Source organism: Saccharomonospora sp. NB11, assembly GCF_015910535.1.
Classification (GTDB): Bacteria; Actinomycetota; Actinomycetes; order Mycobacteriales; family Pseudonocardiaceae; genus Saccharomonospora.
In genome coordinates this window covers 163,865-182,159 of the sequence record NZ_JACBJG010000009.1, presented here as the reverse complement: position 1 = coordinate 182,159, position 18,295 = coordinate 163,865, and the positions used below count along the sequence as shown (strand labels likewise).

Here is an 18,295-nt window from a genome sequence, read left to right as displayed (position 1 = left end):
GAGGTCAGCCCGGTGTCCCCACACGTCCTGTACCCGCCGATCTCGCCGTACACCACGGGTCTGCTCGACGTCGGTGACGGCCACCAGGTGTACTGGGAGGTCAGTGGCAATCCCGACGGCAAGCCCGCCGTCGTCGTCCACGGCGGTCCGGGCAGTGGCAGCTCCCCCGTGTACCGCCGGTACTTCGACCCCACTCGCTACCGGATCGTGCAGTTCGACCAGCGCGGATCGGGTCGCAGCACACCCCACGTCAGCGATCCCGCCGCCGACCTGTCGACGAACACGACCTGGCACCTCGTCGCGGACATGGAGGCGCTCCGCGAGCAGCTCGGCATCGACCGCTGGCTCGTCTTCGGTGGCTCGTGGGGCGCCACTCTCGCGCTCGCCTACGCCGAAACCCACCCGTCACGGGTGAGCGAGCTGGTGCTGCGCGGGGTGATCACGTCCCGCCGGTCGGAACTCGACTGGCTCTACAACGGCGGGGCGAGGCAGTTCTTCCCCGACGCATGGGAGCGCTACGTCGAACTGGTGCCGCCCTCGGCCCGCGGTGACCTGCTCGTGGCCTACCGTGACTTGATCGAGGGGCCGGACCGCGAGCTGGCCGAGCGCGCGGCCGTCGCGTGGAGCGCCTGGGAGGGTGCGCTCGTGTCGATCGCACCGCAGGCGGGCTTCGTCGCGCAGTACTCGGACCCACGTTTCGCCGTGGCGTTCGCCCGCATCGCCCTGCACTACTTCACACACGGCGCGTGGCTCGACGAGGGCCAGCTCATTCGGGACGCACACCGACTCGCGGGCATTCCGGGCCACATCGTGCAAGGCCGCTACGACGTGGTGTGTCCTCCGGTCACCGCGTTCGAGCTGCACCGCGCGTGGCCGGACTCGGAGTTGACCTTGCTCGACGGTGCCGGGCACGCCATCACCGACCCCGGTGTCTCCGCCGCGTTGCGTCGGGCCACGGACACGTTCGCCGGTCAGGAGACGCCGTCGAGCGCCGAGCCCAACGAAGCCTCCAACTCGGCCCGGGCGTAGGCCAGCGACGGGCCGTACCACGTGAGCCGACGCCCCGAGACGAGCGCGTAGGGCACCCCGGGGAAGTGGTCCGGCCCGTCGTCGTCAGTGAACACGTACGGCTCGTCGGGCAGGACGAGCAGCTCGGCGTCGCCGTCGGAGAACCGGGCCCGCAGCTCGTCGATCGTGGGACGCGGGTAGCGGTCGGCGTGGTCGGCGTAGACGTTGTGCACACCGAGCCGGTGCAACACGTCCCCGCCGAAGGTGTCGCGCCCCAGCACGACCCACGGCTTGCGCCACACCGGCACGACGGCGCGGACCCGCACGGGCACCGGGTCCTTCCAGGCGCGTTCGGCCTCGGTGAACCACTCGGGCATCGGCACCGCGAACGCCTCGGTGAACAGGGCCCGCATCGACTCCAACGCCATGGGCACCGTCGCGGGGGCGGCGGTGACCCACACGGCGACACCTTCGTCCCGCAACCGTCGCACGTCCTCCGGGCGGTTCTCCTCCGCGTTGGCGATCACCAGGTCGGGGATGCAATCCAGCACGGCGGCGAGAGTCGGGTACTTCGACCCGCCCACCCGCGTGACGTCCAGCCCGGCCGGATGGGTGCAGTAGTCGGTCGCCCCCACCAGCACGTCCGCCACCGTCTCCGCCACCGCCTCCGTCAACGACGGCACCAACGACACCACCCGGCGCGCAGGTCGGCGAAGCGGCACCTCGTCACCCAGATCGTCTCTCATGCCGTGTACTCCACCAGAACGTCGGCGTGGCAGGGCTCGGGGGCACACCAGCACCCCAGGGCTCGACCGTTCAGCTCGCCCTCCCGCAGCCGCCGCAGCAACTCCGGCTGCTCACGCAGGTAGTCCCGGTAGTGCCGCACCATGGCCTCGCGGTCGTGCTTGGCCTCCTTGACGAACGGGTTGGCGAAGTCGGACTCGGGCCAGGCGTGCCGGTTTCCGGCGTGTCCGACGTAGGTGACGAGGTCCCGCTCCACCAGCCACGGCACGAGATGCCGGTGCGGGCCCGACTTGCGGACGTTGACGACCACGCTCCGGCCGGCGAGGACCTGCTCGCGCAACGCCCGCTCCTCGTCCGTCCAGCCGCGCGTCTCGTCGTCGACGTGCTCAGCACTCCGCCTGTTCAAAGCGCACCCTCCGATTGGCGACATCGACCTCGGTGAGCCGCACGGTGATCGTGCTGCCTTCGGGAACGGTCACGTCGGCGCAACGGGTCAGCACGGGCGGGTCCTCCACGAACACCTCCGCCGCCGAGCCGCCGGACCGCAACACCACGCCCTCGAACGTCGTCCCGACCCGCTCGGCGAGGATCCACGCACCCACCTGGTCGAGGCAGGCTCGTTCCACTCGCGACGCCCGCTCGTCCGACGCGCCCATCAACCGGGGCAGGTCCGGCAGCGTGCACCGCACCCACTCCGGCACCGGCGCGTCCGCCGAGATCGCCAGACACACTTCGGCGGTGAACCGGTCGACCAAGCGCCGGATCGGCGCGGTGACGTGCGCGTACGGACTGCCGATGCCCGCGTGTCCGATCGACTCGGGAACCCGGCCGTCGAAGGCCGTGTATCCGGCGCCCCGCAGCAGTCGCACCGTCCCCGCGTGCAGTGCCAGGGACGCGGGGTCCACCGGGTCGAGGCCCGCGAGCACCTCGGCGACGCTCGCGGATTCCGGCCACGGCACCCCGAGCGCGTGGGCCGATCGGCGAAGCCACTCGACGGCTTCGTCTCCGGCCTCGGGCACGGTCCGCAGCACCCCCACCCGGGCGTCGATCATCATCTGCGCGGCCACCATGCCCGTGAGCAGGGAGATCTCGGCGTTCCACTCCTCGACGTCGTGCTGAGGGCGACGCACGAGCGCCCACCCACCGTCGGGTTCCGCCTGCACCCGCGACTCGGGAATCTGCGGCTCCACGGCGCCACGACCCGCCGCGCGCTCGCGTCGTCGGCGCCCCACGTCCGGTAACGCCTCCACCGACGGGTGCGGTGTTCCCCGACGCAGGCTCTCGGCGACGGTGTCGTAGTCGAGCTGCTCCACCGAACGCACCCAGGCTCGGCGGACGGCGACATCGACGGGCTCACCGTCGGCGTCGAGGTCGAGCGTCCACAACACCGCGGGACGGACGACACCGGGCAGCAGGCTGGCCGCGTGCTCGGCGACGATCGCCGGGTGCAGGCCCACGTTGCCGTCGGGCAGGTAGAGCGTCTGGCCGCGTCGTCGGGCCTCGGTGTCGAGCGCACCATCCGGAGCCACGAACGCGCCGAGGTCGGCGATCGCGTAGTCGACACGGAATCCGCGCCCACGGCGCGTCAACGCCATGGCCTGGTCGAGGTCCTTGGCACCGGGCGGGTCGACGGTCACCAGCGGCAGGTCGGTCGCGTCCTCCCGGACGCCCGGACACGGCACGAGATCACCGGCGACGTCGTCGGCCTCGGCCAGCGCCTGCGGTGGGAACGACTCCGGCAGCGCGAACTCGGCGCGCAGCGAGGCGAAGTCGCCGGCGCCCGTGCCGTGAGCCACGAGAGCCACAACTCGACACTAACCCGAGGTGCGGGGAGGTCGCCGAAGTCGGCGAAGCGTCGACCGCCCGGGGCGCGGCGGATCGTGGGATCTCGGACGCCGGCAGAGGCCTCCGGCGCTCAGCGCTCGTCGACGTCCTCGCCCTCCCACTCGGCTTCCTCGCGGTCGGCGCGCTTCGTGCGTTCTCTGGCGATCTCCAACGCGTTGCGGGCGGTCGCCTCGTCGGGGTAGGGCCCCATGAGGTCGATGGCGCGCGACAGTTCGCCGTGTTCGACCTGGCCGGTGCGCGTGTTGTACCACCAGCCGCTGGGCGGGTTCGGGTCCTTGCGTTTGGCTGCCATGGTGTCAGCGTGGCACGGACCGACCTGGGGCGGTAGCGGTGGAACCGCTGATCATCAAGAGCGGTCGAACCGCGCGTCAGCTCCAGCGTCGCGCGCTCAGCGGCGGAAGCGGTAGGGAATCTCGGTCGGCTCGTCGCCCGTCGGCCCGAACTCGGGCGGGGCGGTGTCGTCCGAGCCGCTCCGACCACCGGCGTCCGGCCTGGCCTCCGGAGGCGTCGGCGTGTCCACCGACGCGGAGGGACCCGGTGTGGTGGACAGGGTGCTCGCCGAGGCCAGCTCCTCAGCCCATCCGGGCTCGCCCGCCGACGGCGTCGGGCTCGGTGCCACGTTCGCTGCCGGAGCCGGGGTCGCCGACTGGGGCGGTGGCGCGAGGGTCGGCGCGGTCGGCGGTGGCGGCAAGGGCGGCGCGGCCTGGCCGGACGGCGTGGGACTCGCCGGCGCGGAACCGGTGGCTCGCCACACCGGCTGTGGACCGATGTTCATCGGCGCGACACCGGGCTTGTCTTGGCCCGCCGCGCCGTCGTCGGCCCTCCGGGCGATTGGGTCGAGGCACGGCACGAGCGCCACGGTCTCCTCCGGGTTCTCGACCCGTCGCCCGGTGCGGTCGCGGTAGACCATCTCACCGTCGGCGTCGAGTTCCACCAGGTAACCGGCCTCCGCGAGTTGTTCCTCGTCGAGGTCCACCAGACGTTCCGGTCGGGACGGCACGACCCGGTACGTCGGCCACGACAGATTCCGGTGAGTCTCCTGGAACTGCGCGAGCAACCCGGCGAGCTGCTGCTGCCACGGCAGCGGCATGTTCTCGGCGAGCGAGCGCGGCAGCACCACGTAGTTCTCGCTCACCCCTGGCGCGTCGCCGGACAACTGGTCGGCCAGCGGCGTGCTCGACGCGGGAGCGCGTCCCGCCCGCGGAGCCGACGGCCGCGCCTGCGGCCGGGCCGCGAAAGCGGCCTCGAACGCCTGCGGCACCACCACCGGGGTCGACTTCCTGCGCTTGCCCCACTTCTTGGCCACGACGTCTCCTCACACACCCGGCCGGACAGCCTGCGGCACCAGACCGGCTTCGTCGAACGAGAAGTCCCGCGTGTGCACGGGCACACCGGACTGCTGAGCCTCCACGATCTTGCCGTTGCCCAGGTACATGGCGACGTGGTGGATCGTCGCCGGGTCCGACGAGTCGTAGGCCCAGAAGACGAGGTCGCCGGGCTGTGCCTGTTCCACCGGCAGCATCGCCCCCGCCTTGTACTGGTCGCGGGACACCCGCGGCAGGGTGATCCCGGCTGCCTCGTAGGCCCGCAGCATCAGGCCGGAACAGTCGTAGGCGTCCGGTCCGGTGGCGCCCCACACGTACGGGTCGCCGCGCTCCTCCAGGGCGAACCGGATCGCCTCGGCGGCGTCCTCGTTCGGTGGCAGGGCCGCCCCGAGTCCGATGCCGCAACCACCGGAGTCGGTCACCTCGCCCACCGTCTCCACCAGATGCACCGCCATGGGCTCCCAGCGGTGGTAGCGGTCCGGGAACGCCGAGCGCTCCACCGCCTGGGCGGCGTCACCCGGGCGCAATTGTTCCCAGTCCGGAAGGGATTCCAGGACGTCGTAGAACTTGTTGACCGCGTAGGTCGGGTCGGTGACCTCCGACGGTGTGCCCCAGCCCATGGACGGCCGCATCTGGAAGATGCCCAGCGAATCGCGGTCGCCGTAGTGGACGTTGCGCAGCCCCGACTCGGTCATGCCCGCCTGGATCGCGACCTGCCACGCTCGCGGTGAGAGCTCCCGCTCCTTGCCGATCGAGATGATCAGCGAGACGGTGTCGAGCTGTTCCTGGGTGAGGTTGGCCGCGTCGACCGCACCGCGATGCTGTTGTCCCGGCTGGGTCGGGCCGAGCGCCGCGTTGCAGCTCAGGGACATGGCGTGGGCCTGCTGCCGCTGACCGTCCATCACCAGCACCGCGCCCGCGGCCACGAGCACCGTGACGCTCACCGCGGCGACACATCCGATCAGCAGTCCGGCACGCACGGCAACCTCACCCGCTCTCCGCCTCGCTGTAGGCCGTCACCTTCCACCCCTCGTCGGTGTCGATCACCGTGACGAGCAGCGTGGGCCCGTCGGTGGCGATCTCCACCTCGACCGACCGCGGATACGCCGTACGGGCCTTCGGTTCGCCGACGACCTTCGTCGCCGTGACGTTGGCCGGGTCCACGGTGCGCAACTGCGGCAGGAACTCCGGTGTGGTGTAGGGACGCAGGCCCTCGACCCAGGTCTCCGCGGCGTCCTCACCGGTGTCCTCAGTGGTGTCCTCGTCGGGCACGTCCACCCAGGCCTCGACCCACTGCGTCGCCACCGCCAACGCCTCCGGCGCAGCCTGGGTGGGGGTGGGTGTGACGAGTGGTTCGGACAACCGTGTGGGCAGCGTCTCGCGGTCCAGACTGGGTTCGGTGGTGCTGTCCGGCGACGACTGCTCCGAGGTGGTGCCGGCCGCACCCGTGACCGGCGAGGTCGGTTGCTTCTCCCCCACCAGTCTCGGCACCAGCACACCTGCCGCCACGAGGATCGCCGCGACGACGACCACGGTGCCCACGAGGTGCGAGGGCGAGCGCATGGGGAAGCCCCAGAGGCGGCGATAGACCGCCGCCCTGCCCCGGTTCGTGCGAATCGGCATCCCCGTGCCCCCTTACCGGACCACGCGGTCGGTGTCCCGACCGTCGTCGCGAACCTCCAGGCCCCGCGACGGCCGGTACAGCACGAACACGGGCTTGCCCGCCACCAGCTCGTGCTCCACCCGCCGCGGCTGCGGAACGGGCGCGGGCGGCGCCGCGGAGAACCCGGGAGACGGCGGCACCACCGGATCGTCCATCGACGACAGTCGGGACGGAATCACGACGGGGTCCGGATCGTCCACGCGGTCCCACCGCGACTCGGTCACCGGGGCCGTGTCGACCCTGCGGCTGCCGGCCGAACCGGGCCGCAGGTAGTCGCCGGGCGAACGGCTCGGGGTGAACCCGCCGTACACATCGGACGTATCGCTGCCACCCGCGGGCAACGCGGCCCGCTCGGGCGACCACAGGGTCGCCGGGTGTCCCCCTGCCGCGCGCGTGTCGAGCCGCTGGGCCGTCGCCATGATCGTCGCCTCCGGACGACCCCGACCGTCGCCGAGCGCACCGGCAGTGCCGCGCGTCGCCGCACCGCCCTCGGCGGCGTCCTCCTCCGCGACGGTCTTCCAGAACTCGTCCTGTGGGCTCGGCCGGTCGCCGCCACGGCGGAAGCGCGAGAACAACCCGCCCTTCGGGGTCGGCACGGCGGCACCGACCATCCCGACAGACATCTCGACCATCTGCCACAGCCGCCGCCCGGGCTTGCCGACCATGAACAGCAACACGGTGATCAGGCCTGCCACGGCCATCTGCGTCAGCATCGACAACCCGGTCGCGTCGAACACGGCCCGCAGCAACAACGCCTGCACACCCGCGAGGACCGACAACACCAGCAGGTTGAACGTGACGGTGCCGACGACTCGGCCGACGCGCCGCAGGATGTCGTGATGCAGGATCGCGACCAAGCCGATGAGCGGCGCGGTCAGCGTGAACACCCGGACCAGAATCTGCGCCAGCAGCACCGCCGCCTTCGCGAACAACTGGAACAGCGCGTAACAGAGACTCTGCAACAAAGCCAGGAACCCGACGCCGGTCCGGCTTCCGTCCTCGCCTGTGAAGTTGCCCGTCGCCGGGCCGAGCTGCGTGGCGATTTCCCGGTAGGCCGACTTCTTCTCCTCGATCACGGCCTCGTCGGCGTCGTCGCCGTTGCGCACCTCTTCCCAGGTGAACGCCTGCGCGTCGAGCAGGTCACGACCGTACTGCTCGGCCTGGGGCGAATCGTGGTCGCCGAACTCGCCGCGCAACCAGTTCTTGTAGACCACCTCGTTGTGCAGGTCGGTGGGCAGCACGTGCCGCACCACCCGGTCCTCGGTCTCGTCGACGAAACCGGCCTGGATGTTGGTGGTGGTCTGGACGATCGCGTGGTCGATGTCGTCGTAGTACCGCAGCAACGCCAGCGACGAGGCGGCCAGCCACACGCCCCCGATCGCGAACAACGCGCGCTTGCTGACCGTGGACAGATCGCCCCGCCAGATGTTGCGGAACAACAGGATCGCCAGCAGCAGCGCGAACAGGCCGAACAACTGGGTGTAGATGTTGTCGTAGACGGCCTTCGCGCCCTCCGACACCGCGTTGTAGATCGGGTTGAGCAGCCCGCCTTCCAGCACGGTGTAGTGCAGCGAGTTCGTGGCGCCGACGATGTTCTTCGCGATGTTGAAGAGCTGGTTGCCCGCCCACGTGTCGATGGTCGACTCCGGCGAGCCGAGGCTCAGCACGCCCTCGTCGCAGTCGTAGACGTGCCAGACCATGCCGGCGTAGCTGTAGTCCAGGTACGGGCTGCCCGCCTCACCCTTGACGCCGGGTTCGTCGATCTCGCCCACCATGCCCGAGCCCGGGCGCTCGGGATTCGGCACCTCGCAGCCGCTCTGTGCCGTCGCCGGTGCCGCGATCGTCAGTTGGAGTCCGAGCACCGCGACGACCATGGCGAGCGCAGGACCCCTGCGTCGCACCGTGCCGCCACGACGACGTGTTCGCATCGCCCGCCACGCCCACGCGCAGCAGACGACGGCCACCAACGTCATGATCGTGTTCATGCCGCGCCCCTGCCGGTGCCACCCTTGCCCGCTCCCGCGGGCTCCTTGTCGACCGCCTTGCCCGTCTCGTTGGCCTCGCGCGTCCCGTTGGTCGTCGCGCCGGAGTCGGCGTCCTCCAACAACGCCTCCTCGGTGAGGCCGACCTCGCGTTCCGCCGCGCGCTCGAACTCCTCGTCCAGCTCCGGCTCGGGTTCCGGTGCGGGCACGTCGGAAACGTCACGCGGTTCTTCCGTGGTCCGCTCGGCACGCTGTGGCCGCCGCTCACCGGTCGGCAGCGCACCGGGGGTGGTGTCGAGCGCCGCCCGCAAGTGATCGAGGTGCGGGCCGGAGAAGTCCACCCGGATGCGCTCCACGCCACCGGCGCCGTCCGCGAAGATGAACTGCCTCGGTTCGGTGTCACGCTCGACGTCGCGGCGCGAACCGGGCCTGCGCCCGAGTGCGGCGACGACCTGCTCGTAGCCGACACCCACCGGCACCTTGAGCAGGCGCAGCGCGTCCGACTGGGTCTCGTCGTCGTCGAGCCGTCCCACGAACACCGAGTCGAGCAGCGCGACGAAGCCCTGGATGCGCAGGAAGTCCGCCGGGATCTGCGACGACAGCAGCACCCGCACGTTCCACTTGCGGGAGTCGCGCGCGAACCGGTTCATCAGCACGCGCCCCGTCGGCACCTCGGAGAGGAAGAACGCCTCGTCGATCCAGACGCCCTTGCGCTCCTTCTTCGGCTTCTCGTACACCGACCGCTGCGTCAGCCAGGCGGCGAGGTTGAGCATCTCCACGCCCAGCGCCTCCGCGTCGGTCCAGTGCTCCCGGCCCACGCCCTCCTTCGGCAGCGTCAGCCCGGCCATCGTCAGCACCGTGAGCCGGTCGTCACGGGTCTCCGAGTACGGGTCGGCGTCGGCCTCCGGGATGAGCAGCGACATGCGTTCCCGCAGCTCGTCGAGGAAGTCCGCCACGACGACGGCGTGTTCGTGATGTTCGCTGGCGTCCCGCCGCAGGGCGTCGATCACCTGGCCGGGGTCGGCGTCGTAGCGACCGCCGACCGCACGCACCGCGCGCAGCAAGACGATGCGGGTCTGCGGCATGCGCGCGACCTCGTACGGCAGCACACCGGTGAGCACGTCGAGCACCAGCCGCCGCCGGGTCGCACCCGCCAGCGCGCGTTCCCGTCGCCACGCACGCTCGGGGTCCTCCTCGTCGAGGAAGTGTTCGAGCTGGGGCTCCGCCACGACGCGATACGGGTTGAGGATGCCCGGCTGTGCGTTGAGCAGGTTGATGGGACGGGCGTACGGGCGGATCTCCGGCAGCGCGCACAACGCCGAGAGCGGCCCCGACGGGTCGAGGATCGTCCAGTGCGCGCCTGCTCTCAGTGTCTTGTAGACGATGCCGCCGCCCAAAAACGACTTGCCGCCACCGAGACCGGCGACCATCGCGGTCAGGCCGGAGCCGTCGCGGACCTCCTGCGCCATCCACGGGTCCCACGCCACCGGCCTGCGCGTGGCCGTGCACGTCTCGCCGAGCAGGATGCCGCGCCGGTCGCCCACCTCGGCGGTCGCGGTCGGCACCGCCGACGCGGCCCACACCACCGAACCACGCCGGAGGTACGCACCCGAGGACAACGGCTCGCCGGGAATGAACTCCCGCGCGAGCGCGTACTGCGCCTCCGGGTGCTCGATGGCGACCTTCGGCTTGTAGAGATCGAGCAGCTGCTGCGCGAGCCGCAGCGCGTCGCGTTCCGTGGGCCCCGACACCGCGAGCCGCCACCACGACCGCACCCGTGTGGCCAGGGCCGTGAAGCCCGACGTCATCTCGTCGTCGATCTCCAGCACCCGCGACGCCTGGCGGGCCAACGACTGCGGTGGCTCCAGATCGTGCTCGTCGGTGTAGTGCTTGACCTGCGAGCGCACCTTGTTCATCTGCCGTTGCAGCTCGCCCGCGACCTCCTCGGGCCTGCGGACGTAGATGCGCGCGGACCACTCCACCGCCGACGGCAACCGGTCGGCGTGCTGGACCCACGGGTCGTCCACCTCGGGAATCGAGAGGCCGTGCATCTGCCCCACCGTGAGCACGGCGACGTGGCGCGACACGCCCGCGTTGGAGCCGGTCCGGCCTCGGACCGTGACCGTGGGCGCGTAGGGCTCGCAGTGAAAGTCCGCGGCGTCGGTGAAACTCGCGAGGTCCTCCGGCTCCCACTCGGAGCCGGGCACGGCGGGCATGTTCCTCGGCGCGGGCAGCCCGAGCGAGCACGAGCGGTGCATCAGCCAGGACATCTCCTCGGCGTGCACCGGTCGCCCCTCCAGGCCGGGAGCACCGATCACCTGGTCGAGGTGCTCGACCTCCGAGTCCAGCGCGGCCAGCTCGGCGTCGACGGCCTCGGGCAGGATCTTGCGCAGCAACGGCGCGGCGCGTTCCACCGCCCGGTCGACCATCCGCCTGGTCTGGACCTGGACCCCCAGGTAGACCTCTTTCTCCGCCATCGAGCGGCCCATCAACTGCTGCTGCTCGCCGACCAGGTAGTCGTCGAACGACAACGCGCCCGACACGTCCGGCGGGCGGTTGTGCGCGTTGTGGACGTGCGCCTCCGCCCACATCCTGATGGGATAGGGCCGGTTGGTGACCCGCAGGTGCATCCACCGGCCCTGCAGCTCGGCGTACTGACCGGCGATCGCGGCGATGAGGTCGCGCCGCTGTGAGTCCGACCGGAACGACCAGCGTTGCGGCGCCAGCCGGTACCACGCGTACACCTCCTGACCCGTGCGCAGGAGGTGCCCGTCGATCGAGCGAGCCGCGATCGACGGCGTGTAGCTGGGAATGGCCGCCTCGCCGGGGAGCCGCCTGCCTCGGCGGCCGCTCTCGGCCTGTTGCGCTGGTGCCGGGTACTGGGCCTTCCGGCTACTGCCGCGACCGAACAACGACTACCTCCCGACCGCCGCCGGCGGGCGACGGCGCGCTCGTGCTGGGCTGTCTGGCGGATACGGGGCGGGTGGCGGGGCCACCCCACGTCTGCCTCCGCCTCGGCGTCTGGCTCGAGGTCGCGGCCGCTCCCGGTTGACTCTGATCTTGCTCGCGCTCGCGGCACCTCCCGTGGGAGTCCGACGTTCCCGAGGCGCGTGCAGTTCGCGGAACCACATCGTGAACACGGCACCGAGCGGACGCTCGTGGCTGATCTTCGACGTGATGATGCGGGTGAGCGCGATGGTGATGACCAGCCCCCACGCCGTGGAGAAGAAGTCGAAGCCGATGCCGATCTGCCGCTCGACGGCCAGCACGACGAGGAACAGCGGGACTCCCACGCCCCACGCCACATAGCGCGCACGCCACGGGAACGTGGCCTTCGGCGGCCCCAGCCAGACTGCGTCGACGCGGTAGATCTCGTCGTCGGTTCGGATTCGCACCGCGCGTGCCCTACGTCAGCTCGTGAAGAGGCTGGCGAGCCACTGACCGACGTCGACGCCCATCCCGCTCACGGCGAGTCCGATGATCGCCAGAGCGATCACCACGCCCGCGAGCCTGCGCATGACGCCCGCGTTGTCGCCCTTGCCGCCACCGAGCCACAGCAGCAGCAGCGCGACGGACAGCAACACCAGCGGAATGATGTTGTCGAGAATCCAGTTCTGGACGTTGCCGGTGTCGAGCTCGGCCTGCGCGAGTGTCGCAAGCGTCATCGTGGTCATCGCATGCTCCCGAGTGCCCGGGGTGTGTGGTGCCGTACACGGATGTGCGCAGCGCTGATCGTCCGGCACGTGCCGTGTTCATCCAACATCATGGCGTGATGACGGATGGGGGTCAAAGGTCTGGTCCGGCACCGTGCCCCGTCCACCGGACCTCCCTGCGTGACCCCACACACCGGGACGTGCACGTCCCCCAGTTCGAGGACGCCGCCGTGACGATTCGCACGGTGCCCGCGCGGGTGTCCCCCGGCGTGCCCGAACTCACTCATGCTCGTCGACGCCCCTTCACAGTGTGTGCCGAAAGTCCCTCGGTCGGTGACCGCTAAGACAGTGAATCATGCCTCGGGCCGGTTGCGGCACGGAGATCACAACACTCGCGCTGCCTGCCCAGGCAGCGGGTCCGGACCTCATCCGAACGGGCGTATCGCCCACGGCGATCCGACCGAGCGACCCGCGCAGCCGGTCACGGGCCGTGACACCTCGCCCGGCGAGGGCGAACGCGGACCTAGCCGCGGGCGAACAGCTCGCGAGGGATGCCTCCGGCCTTGAGCAGCGTCCGCGACAGCGGCTTGGCCAGCTCGACGATGCGGCGAGCCTTGTCCTCGCCGAGCTTGCGGTAGGGGGCCGTCGCGGCCGCGTCGGTGCGCTCCTCGACCGCCGCCCGCAGCGCGTGCCCCGCGTCGGTGAGCGCGCCGGTGTCGTCGAGCAGGCCGCGCTCGCGCAGCGCGTCCTCGGCGGCGGACCACTCGGCCTCCGTCCAGCCACGCGTCTCGCGGGCGACGTCGGCGCGGAAGCTCTTGCCCGTGGCGATGTGCGTCACGAGGGCGTCGAGCCCGGACAGCCCCTCGGCGACGAGCGCGGCGATGTGCCCGTCCCCACGGAACTCACGCAGGAGGGTGGCGGCGTGCCACAGCCTCGCCACGGCACCGTCCGGCCAGTCGAGGTCGGCGTGCGCGGCGAACAGCGCCCGCCCCTCCGCCGGAGCCTGCCCGGCGGCCTCCCGCAGCAACTCCCCGAGCTCCCCGACCTCGGGCGAGTCCGCCGCCTCGCCGAGCAGCCTGCGCAACCCGGCCTCGGCGGCGGAGAACCTCAGGTTCACGACCTCGGCCGGAGCCACCACCCGCCACGCCTCAGGAATGTGGCGCTCCACGAGCCTCGGGCTGAAGTTGTAGAACGTCGCGGTGACCACTGTCGCGCCCACCGGACCCAGCGGCGCGGCGCGGCCGGCGAAGTACGCCCTGCGCCCCGCCTTGAGACCCGCACCGGCGAAGGTCTGTTCCATCTCGGGCGAGAAGTAGACGAAGGCGTGCAACGGCTCCACCGCGTTGTGGCAGCGATGGGCGAGTTCGCGGGCAAGCGCACGGTCCATGGAGCACACCCTAGGGCCGCGCGCCCTCGCCGGGAAGATCCACGACCACGCACGACGACGATGGCTCCGCGCGTGTGCCGGAACGGAAATCCGGTGTTCGAGGGAGAGCGGCGGCCATACCCTGCCCGCATGAGCGACCAGCCGCACCGCCCATGGATGCCGGCCGAGCGGGTCGAGCAGATCCGCCGCTGGCACGAACGCGCCTACCGCGACGAGGCGGGCTTCGACCGCACCGTCGTCGTCGAGCGGAGCCAGACCAAGGACGGCTGGACGGTCGACTACCTGACCTTCCGGATGACCCCGCGCCCCGAGTGGACGACGGAGTGAACCGAGCTGTGACGCAGACGCGGACGACCGGAGTCGTCGCCGCGCTGCTCGTGACGGAGGCGGTGCTGAGAACGGCTCTGCACGCTGTCGAGTGGTACGACGCCGTTCTCTGGCACCGCTATCTCACGGGACAGCCGGTGTCGTTCGACGAGATCGACACAGCCGACGGTATCGGCGCTCTCGTGCTGTTCCTGCATCTGCCGACCATGGTCGCGGCATGCGTCGCCGTCGCTGTGTGGCATGGGCGACGCCGGCGCGGAACACGAGCCGCGCTCTGGTTCGGGACGGTGGCCTGGTCGGCCGCGTGGGCGCTCTCCGTGTACACGTGGCTTCTGCACCACAGTGGTCATGACGTCGACTCACCGACCCCGACAACGCTGACGAGCGCGGGAGTGGTGCTGCTGTGCTGGGGCACGACGATCCCACTGGTGCTGGCGTGCCTGAGACGCGACCGCCCGCCCGGTGATCACGAAAAAGCGCGCCACGACCCGCTCTCGCACGAGAGAGGACGAGTTGGCATGTAAGCCGGATTCTGTCCACGCCCGCCTCGCGGCGGACGATGGGCGACCATCCATCTGGGCCTGCCGTCGCCGACAGGCTCAAGCGGTCTACCCGCAGGCATCGGACGGGCCGCCCTCGAACGCCTGCGCAGGAACCTGACGGCTCCCTCTTGACCTTGCTCCGGGTGGGGTTTACCGAGCCGCCCCGGTCACCCGAGGCGCTGGTGGTCTCTTACACCACCGTTTCACCCTTACCCGGCCGTGACGGCCGGGCGGTCTGTTTTCTGTGGCACTGTCCCGCGGGTCACCCCGGGTTGCCGTTAGCAACCACCCTGCCCTGTGGAGTCCGGACTTTCCTCGACCGGAGGCGTCGCCTCCGACCGCGGCCGCCCTGCCAACTCGTCCACGCGACAGAGCGTACCCCCAGCCCCTAACCGAGGTGGCAGGTGTCGTTCACCAGCCGCACCGACGCGTTGCCGTCGGGGTAGAGGTCGACCAGCGACACCGACGCGAGATCGAGGTGCAGCCGGAACAGCAGCGACGGACCGACATCCAGCGCCGCCCGCAGCAACGACTTGATCGGCGTGACGTGGCTGACCACCACCACGGTGCTGCCGCCGTAGCGGGCCACCACGTCACTGCACGCCCGACGCACGCGGCGGTGGACCTCGTCGAAGCTCTCCCCGCCCGGCGGCCGCACCGACGCGTTGCGCAGCCAACGGCGGTGCAGGTCCGGGTCGCGTCGAGCGGCCTCGTCGAAGGTGAGGCCCTCCCACTCGCCGAAGTCGGTCTCCCGGAGGTCACGGTGGGTCTCCACCCGCACGCCGAGTGCGTCGGCCACCTTCTGCGCCGTCTGGGCTGCCCTGGTGAGCGGAGACGACACGACGTGCACGGTCTCGCCGAGGTCGTCCATGGCCGCGATCCGCTTCGCAGCCGCCTCGGCCTGCCGAGTCCCCAGCTCCGTGAGGCTCACGTCGCCGGCCCCGGAGTACCGGCGGTCGATCGACATCGGGGTCTGGCCGTGCCGCAGCAGAATCAGCCGTGTGGGAGCACCCCGGGCACCGGTCCAGTGGGTCGGCGACCACTCGGCGGGCCTGCGCGCCTCCGTGGCCGTCGCGCTCGGCGACTCCGCGGACTCGGCGGCGGGCTGCTGTGGCTGCTGTGGCTGCCGTGACTTCTCCGGTTCCGCCGACGAGGCGTCACCGACGCTGCGACCCTCGGCCTGGGCGTCCATCGCCTCGTTGGCGAGCCGGTCGGCGTGGGCGTTCTTCGCCCGAGGCACCCACGTGTACGTCACGCGGTCGAACCCGCTCGCCAGCTCCCGCGCCCGCAGTGCCAGCGGTTGCAGCGCCGCGTTCTTGATCTTCCAACGGCCGCTCATCTGCTCCACGACGAGCTTCGAGTCGAGCCGAGCCTCCACTGTGGACGCACCCAGTTCCGCCGCCGCTTCGAGGCCGGCGATCAGCCCGGTGTACTCGGCCACGTTGTTGGTGGCGACGCCGAGGCCGTCCTGCCGTTCGGCCAACACCTCCCCGCTGACGGGGTCGCGCACCACCGCGCCGTAACCGGCGGGCCCGGGATTGCCCCGCGACCCGCCGTCTGCCTCGACGACGACCTTCACAGCCCGGACTCCAGCGTGCGCACGAGGATCGCGTCGCAGTTCTCGCACTGCACGACCTCGTCCTCCGCCGCGGCCTTGATCTCGGAGATCGCGCTGCGGTCGAGCTCCAACTGGCAGGCGCCACAACGGCGGGCCTTCAGCAGAGCCGCACCGATGCCCTTGTGGGCGCGCACCCGCTCGTAGAGGGCAACCAGGTTCTCCGGCAGTCGGGGCAGCAACCGCTCCCGGTCGCTCTCCCGGCGAGCCTGCGTGGCGTCGAGGTCGGCCAGCGCCTCGTCCCGACGCTTGCGGGCGTCGGCGAGTTCCTGCTCCACCTTGTCCACCTCGGCGGCGGTGCGCTGCACGTCGGCGTCGACGGCCTCCTTGCGCTCCATGAGTTCGAGCTGGTCGTCCTCCAACACAGACTGCCGTCGTGCCAGAGTCTCCAACTCGTGTTCGAGATCGGCCAACTGCTTCGCCGACACCGAACCCGACGCCATCAGCGAGCGGTCACGCTCTGCCCTGGCGCGCACCGACTCGATCTCGCGCTCCTGCTTGGCCACGTCGCGTTCCAGGTCCGACGCCGTCGTCTGCACCGACACCAGCGCGTCGCGCCGTTCCCGCAGCCGCTTCTCCACGTCCTCGATCTCGGCCAGCTCCGGCAGGGTTCGGCGGCGATGAGCGACGCGGGTCAGCTCGGCGTCGACCTTCGCCAGGTCGAGCAACTGACGCTGAACGGCGGGTTCTGCCTTCACTGCTGTCTCCGTTCGTCATCGCGGGTGCGCACAACGTTCGCTCAGTCGGGGACTCGCCCCGCCCCACTCCTGCGATCCTCCCACAGGGCGTCGGCCCGCCGAGCGCACGCGCCGGGAGCCGCCGGACGGGTCCGCGTTCGGCGCCTCCCACGCCGGCTCGACACCGGCTCGACACCGGGCTCCGTCGTGCGCCGCGTGTCCTCGCGACGCGTCGTCGACCTCTATCATCGGGACCACCGACACGACGAGGAACCGGATGAGCACCCTGCAGACCCTCGATCGCGGCCTGCGCGCGCTGGACATCATCTCGCAGAGCCCGACAGGCATCACCGTGGCCGAGCTGGCCTCCGAGCTGGGCGTGCACCGGGCCATCTGCTACCGCATCGTCGCCACGCTGGAAGCGCACTCGCTTGTGGCGCGCACGGACTCGGGCCGGTTGCGGCTCGGGGTGGGCGCCGCCGTGCTGTTGTCCCGGTTCGAACCGCAGTTCCTCCACGGTGCCCGTCCGGTACTCACCGAACTGGCCGACCGGACCCACGCCACGGCGTTCGTGGCGGCGGCCGAGGGCTCCGAGTGCGTGGTGCTCATGGTCGCCGAGCCCAGCGACGCGGTCTTCCGGGTCGGCTACCGGGTGGGCAGTCGGCATCCGTTGCATCGCGGCGCGTCGGGCATCGCCATTCTCGCGATGCGACCGCCGGACGATCGGGACCCCGAACCCGTTCGTCGGGCCCGACGCGACGGCTACAGCATCACCACGGGCGAACTCGAACGCGGAGCGGTCGGGGTGTCGGCGGGCATTCCCTCCCACGGTGGGTCGCTCGAACGCAGCGTCGGCGTCGTCGCCCTCGAAGGGCTGGACACCGACAAGGCCTCCGGGGCGGTCGTCGACGCGGCGCAACGGCTGGCCCGGCTCGTCACCACCTGAGCCCGCGAGCCGACCTCAGTTGCGGCCCCGCACGTCGAACTGGTCGCGATTGGTGATGAGCTTGTCGAGCAGCATGACGAGGATGCGCTGCTCGGTGTCGGTCAACACGCTGGCCCACTCGTGCTCGCGTTCGTTGTGCACGCGGAAGACCTCCACCATGCGCGCGTGCCCCTGGTCGGTGAGCGACAGGCGCACCGACCGACCGTCCCGCGCGTCCGGGCTCCGGTCCAGCAGACCGTCCGCCACCAGCGTCTTGACGAGGTTCGACACGGCGGCCCTGCTCATCCCGGACAGCACGGCGGCACGCTTCGGCTCCAGCGGACCGGCGAGCCAGGTGACGAACAACAGGCGGAACGCCGACCACGACAAGCCGTGCGGCCGGTGGACCGCCGCCTCCAGGTCGTAGGTGACGATGTTGGACGCGCGGTTGAGGGTCAGCAGCACCTCGGTGGCCAACTGGTGGCGGAAGCCGTACTCGGTGGCGAGCCGGTGGTTGGCGAGGTCGACGAACGACCAGAAGTCGAGGTCGTCCGTGTCCGGACGGTCCTGCCTCGCGTCCCTGGCCGCCTCGTCGGTCATGT

At 71.0% G+C, this 18,295-nt stretch carries 18 protein-coding genes and 1 other RNA gene; 3 read left to right on the top strand and 16 right to left on the bottom strand.

Annotated elements, in window-relative coordinates; translation table 11 throughout:
* Positions 1–12: 12 nt before the first annotated feature.
* Entirely contained in the window at positions 13–1,029 is a 1,017-nt protein-coding gene (gene pip / locus JAV51_RS15560; protein WP_197321442.1) for a prolyl aminopeptidase, read from the top strand.
* Here the strand turns inward: pip and JAV51_RS15555 are convergent.
* The 12 genes from JAV51_RS15555 to JAV51_RS15500 form a co-directional block, all read right to left on the bottom strand.
* Positions 972–1,754, bottom strand: a complete 783-nt coding sequence (locus tag JAV51_RS15555) for a helical backbone metal receptor (protein ID WP_197321441.1) — start codon at positions 1,752–1,754, stop codon at positions 972–974. The genes pip and JAV51_RS15555 overlap by 58 nt on opposite strands.
* Positions 1,751–2,158: a DUF4326 domain-containing protein gene (locus tag JAV51_RS15550; protein WP_197321440.1), complete on the bottom strand. Its 408-nt coding sequence runs from the start codon at positions 2,156–2,158 to the stop codon at positions 1,751–1,753. Before JAV51_RS15550 ends, JAV51_RS15555 begins: the two co-directional genes overlap by 4 nt.
* Entirely contained in the window at positions 2,139–3,557 is a 1,419-nt protein-coding gene (locus JAV51_RS15545) for an RNB domain-containing ribonuclease (protein WP_197321439.1), read from the bottom strand. Before JAV51_RS15545 ends, JAV51_RS15550 begins: the two co-directional genes overlap by 20 nt.
* 110 nt (positions 3,558–3,667) lie before the next feature.
* Entirely contained in the window at positions 3,668–3,889 is a 222-nt protein-coding gene (locus tag JAV51_RS15540) for a hypothetical protein (protein ID WP_197321438.1), read from the bottom strand.
* Between the two features lie 96 nt (positions 3,890–3,985).
* A complete protein-coding gene (locus JAV51_RS15535) occupies positions 3,986–4,903 on the bottom strand; it encodes a hypothetical protein (RefSeq protein WP_197321437.1) in 918 nt (305 codons plus the stop codon).
* A 9-nt stretch (positions 4,904–4,912) separates the two neighbouring features.
* Positions 4,913–5,902 (bottom strand): C40 family peptidase, encoded by a 990-nt coding sequence (locus JAV51_RS15530; protein WP_197321436.1) that lies wholly within the window; start codon positions 5,900–5,902, stop codon positions 4,913–4,915.
* Between the two features lie 7 nt (positions 5,903–5,909).
* Entirely contained in the window at positions 5,910–6,545 is a 636-nt protein-coding gene (locus JAV51_RS15525) for a hypothetical protein (protein ID WP_197321435.1), read from the bottom strand.
* A 12-nt stretch (positions 6,546–6,557) separates the two neighbouring features.
* The gene (locus tag JAV51_RS15520) at positions 6,558–8,570 is read right to left on the bottom strand and encodes a magnesium transporter (protein ID WP_197321434.1); all 2,013 of its coding nucleotides are present in this window, start codon (positions 8,568–8,570) and stop codon (positions 6,558–6,560) included.
* Positions 8,567–11,479 carry an ATP-binding protein gene (locus JAV51_RS15515; RefSeq protein ID WP_197321433.1) on the bottom strand — a complete coding sequence of 971 codons (2,913 nt, stop codon included), beginning with the start codon at positions 11,477–11,479 and terminating at the stop codon, positions 8,567–8,569. The genes JAV51_RS15520 and JAV51_RS15515 overlap by 4 nt, the downstream gene beginning before the upstream one ends.
* A 3-nt stretch (positions 11,480–11,482) precedes the next feature.
* The gene (locus JAV51_RS15510; RefSeq protein ID WP_005443778.1) at positions 11,483–11,962 is read right to left on the bottom strand and encodes a hypothetical protein; all 480 of its coding nucleotides are present in this window, start codon (positions 11,960–11,962) and stop codon (positions 11,483–11,485) included.
* Between the two features lie 15 nt (positions 11,963–11,977).
* Positions 11,978–12,241 carry a hypothetical protein gene (locus JAV51_RS15505; RefSeq protein ID WP_005443777.1) on the bottom strand — a complete coding sequence of 88 codons (264 nt, stop codon included), beginning with the start codon at positions 12,239–12,241 and terminating at the stop codon, positions 11,978–11,980.
* 502 nt (positions 12,242–12,743) lie between these two features.
* Positions 12,744–13,607: a hypothetical protein gene (locus JAV51_RS15500; protein WP_197321432.1), complete on the bottom strand. Its 864-nt coding sequence runs from the start codon at positions 13,605–13,607 to the stop codon at positions 12,744–12,746.
* A gap of 129 nt (positions 13,608–13,736) precedes the next feature.
* Between JAV51_RS15500 and JAV51_RS15495 the strand changes: the two genes are divergently transcribed.
* On the top strand, positions 13,737–13,934 hold the full coding sequence (locus JAV51_RS15495) for a methylase (RefSeq protein WP_231642322.1): 198 nt from the start codon (positions 13,737–13,739) through the stop codon (positions 13,932–13,934).
* Positions 13,935–14,439: 505 nt separating this feature from the next.
* Here the strand turns inward: JAV51_RS15495 and rnpB are convergent.
* The 3 genes from rnpB to JAV51_RS15480 form a co-directional block, all read right to left on the bottom strand.
* An RNA gene (gene rnpB / locus JAV51_RS15490) (RNase P RNA component class A) lies at positions 14,440–14,836 on the bottom strand.
* A gap of 28 nt (positions 14,837–14,864) precedes the next feature.
* The gene (locus JAV51_RS15485) at positions 14,865–16,055 is read right to left on the bottom strand and encodes a bifunctional RNase H/acid phosphatase (protein ID WP_197321431.1); all 1,191 of its coding nucleotides are present in this window, start codon (positions 16,053–16,055) and stop codon (positions 14,865–14,867) included.
* Complete coding sequence (locus tag JAV51_RS15480; RefSeq protein ID WP_197321430.1) at positions 16,052–16,789, bottom strand: zinc ribbon domain-containing protein; 738 nt, start codon at positions 16,787–16,789, stop codon at positions 16,052–16,054. The genes JAV51_RS15485 and JAV51_RS15480 overlap by 4 nt, the downstream gene beginning before the upstream one ends.
* 256 nt (positions 16,790–17,045) lie before the next feature.
* Here JAV51_RS15480 and JAV51_RS15475 point away from each other — a divergent pair, with 256 nt between their 5' ends.
* Positions 17,046–17,714, top strand: a complete 669-nt coding sequence (locus tag JAV51_RS15475; RefSeq protein WP_197321429.1) for an IclR family transcriptional regulator — start codon at positions 17,046–17,048, stop codon at positions 17,712–17,714.
* Positions 17,715–17,729: 15 nt separating this feature from the next.
* Here the strand turns inward: JAV51_RS15475 and JAV51_RS15470 are convergent, their stop codons facing one another.
* Positions 17,730–18,293 (bottom strand): MarR family winged helix-turn-helix transcriptional regulator, encoded by a 564-nt coding sequence (locus tag JAV51_RS15470; RefSeq protein WP_197321428.1) that lies wholly within the window; start codon positions 18,291–18,293, stop codon positions 17,730–17,732.
* Positions 18,294–18,295 lie beyond the last annotated feature (2 nt).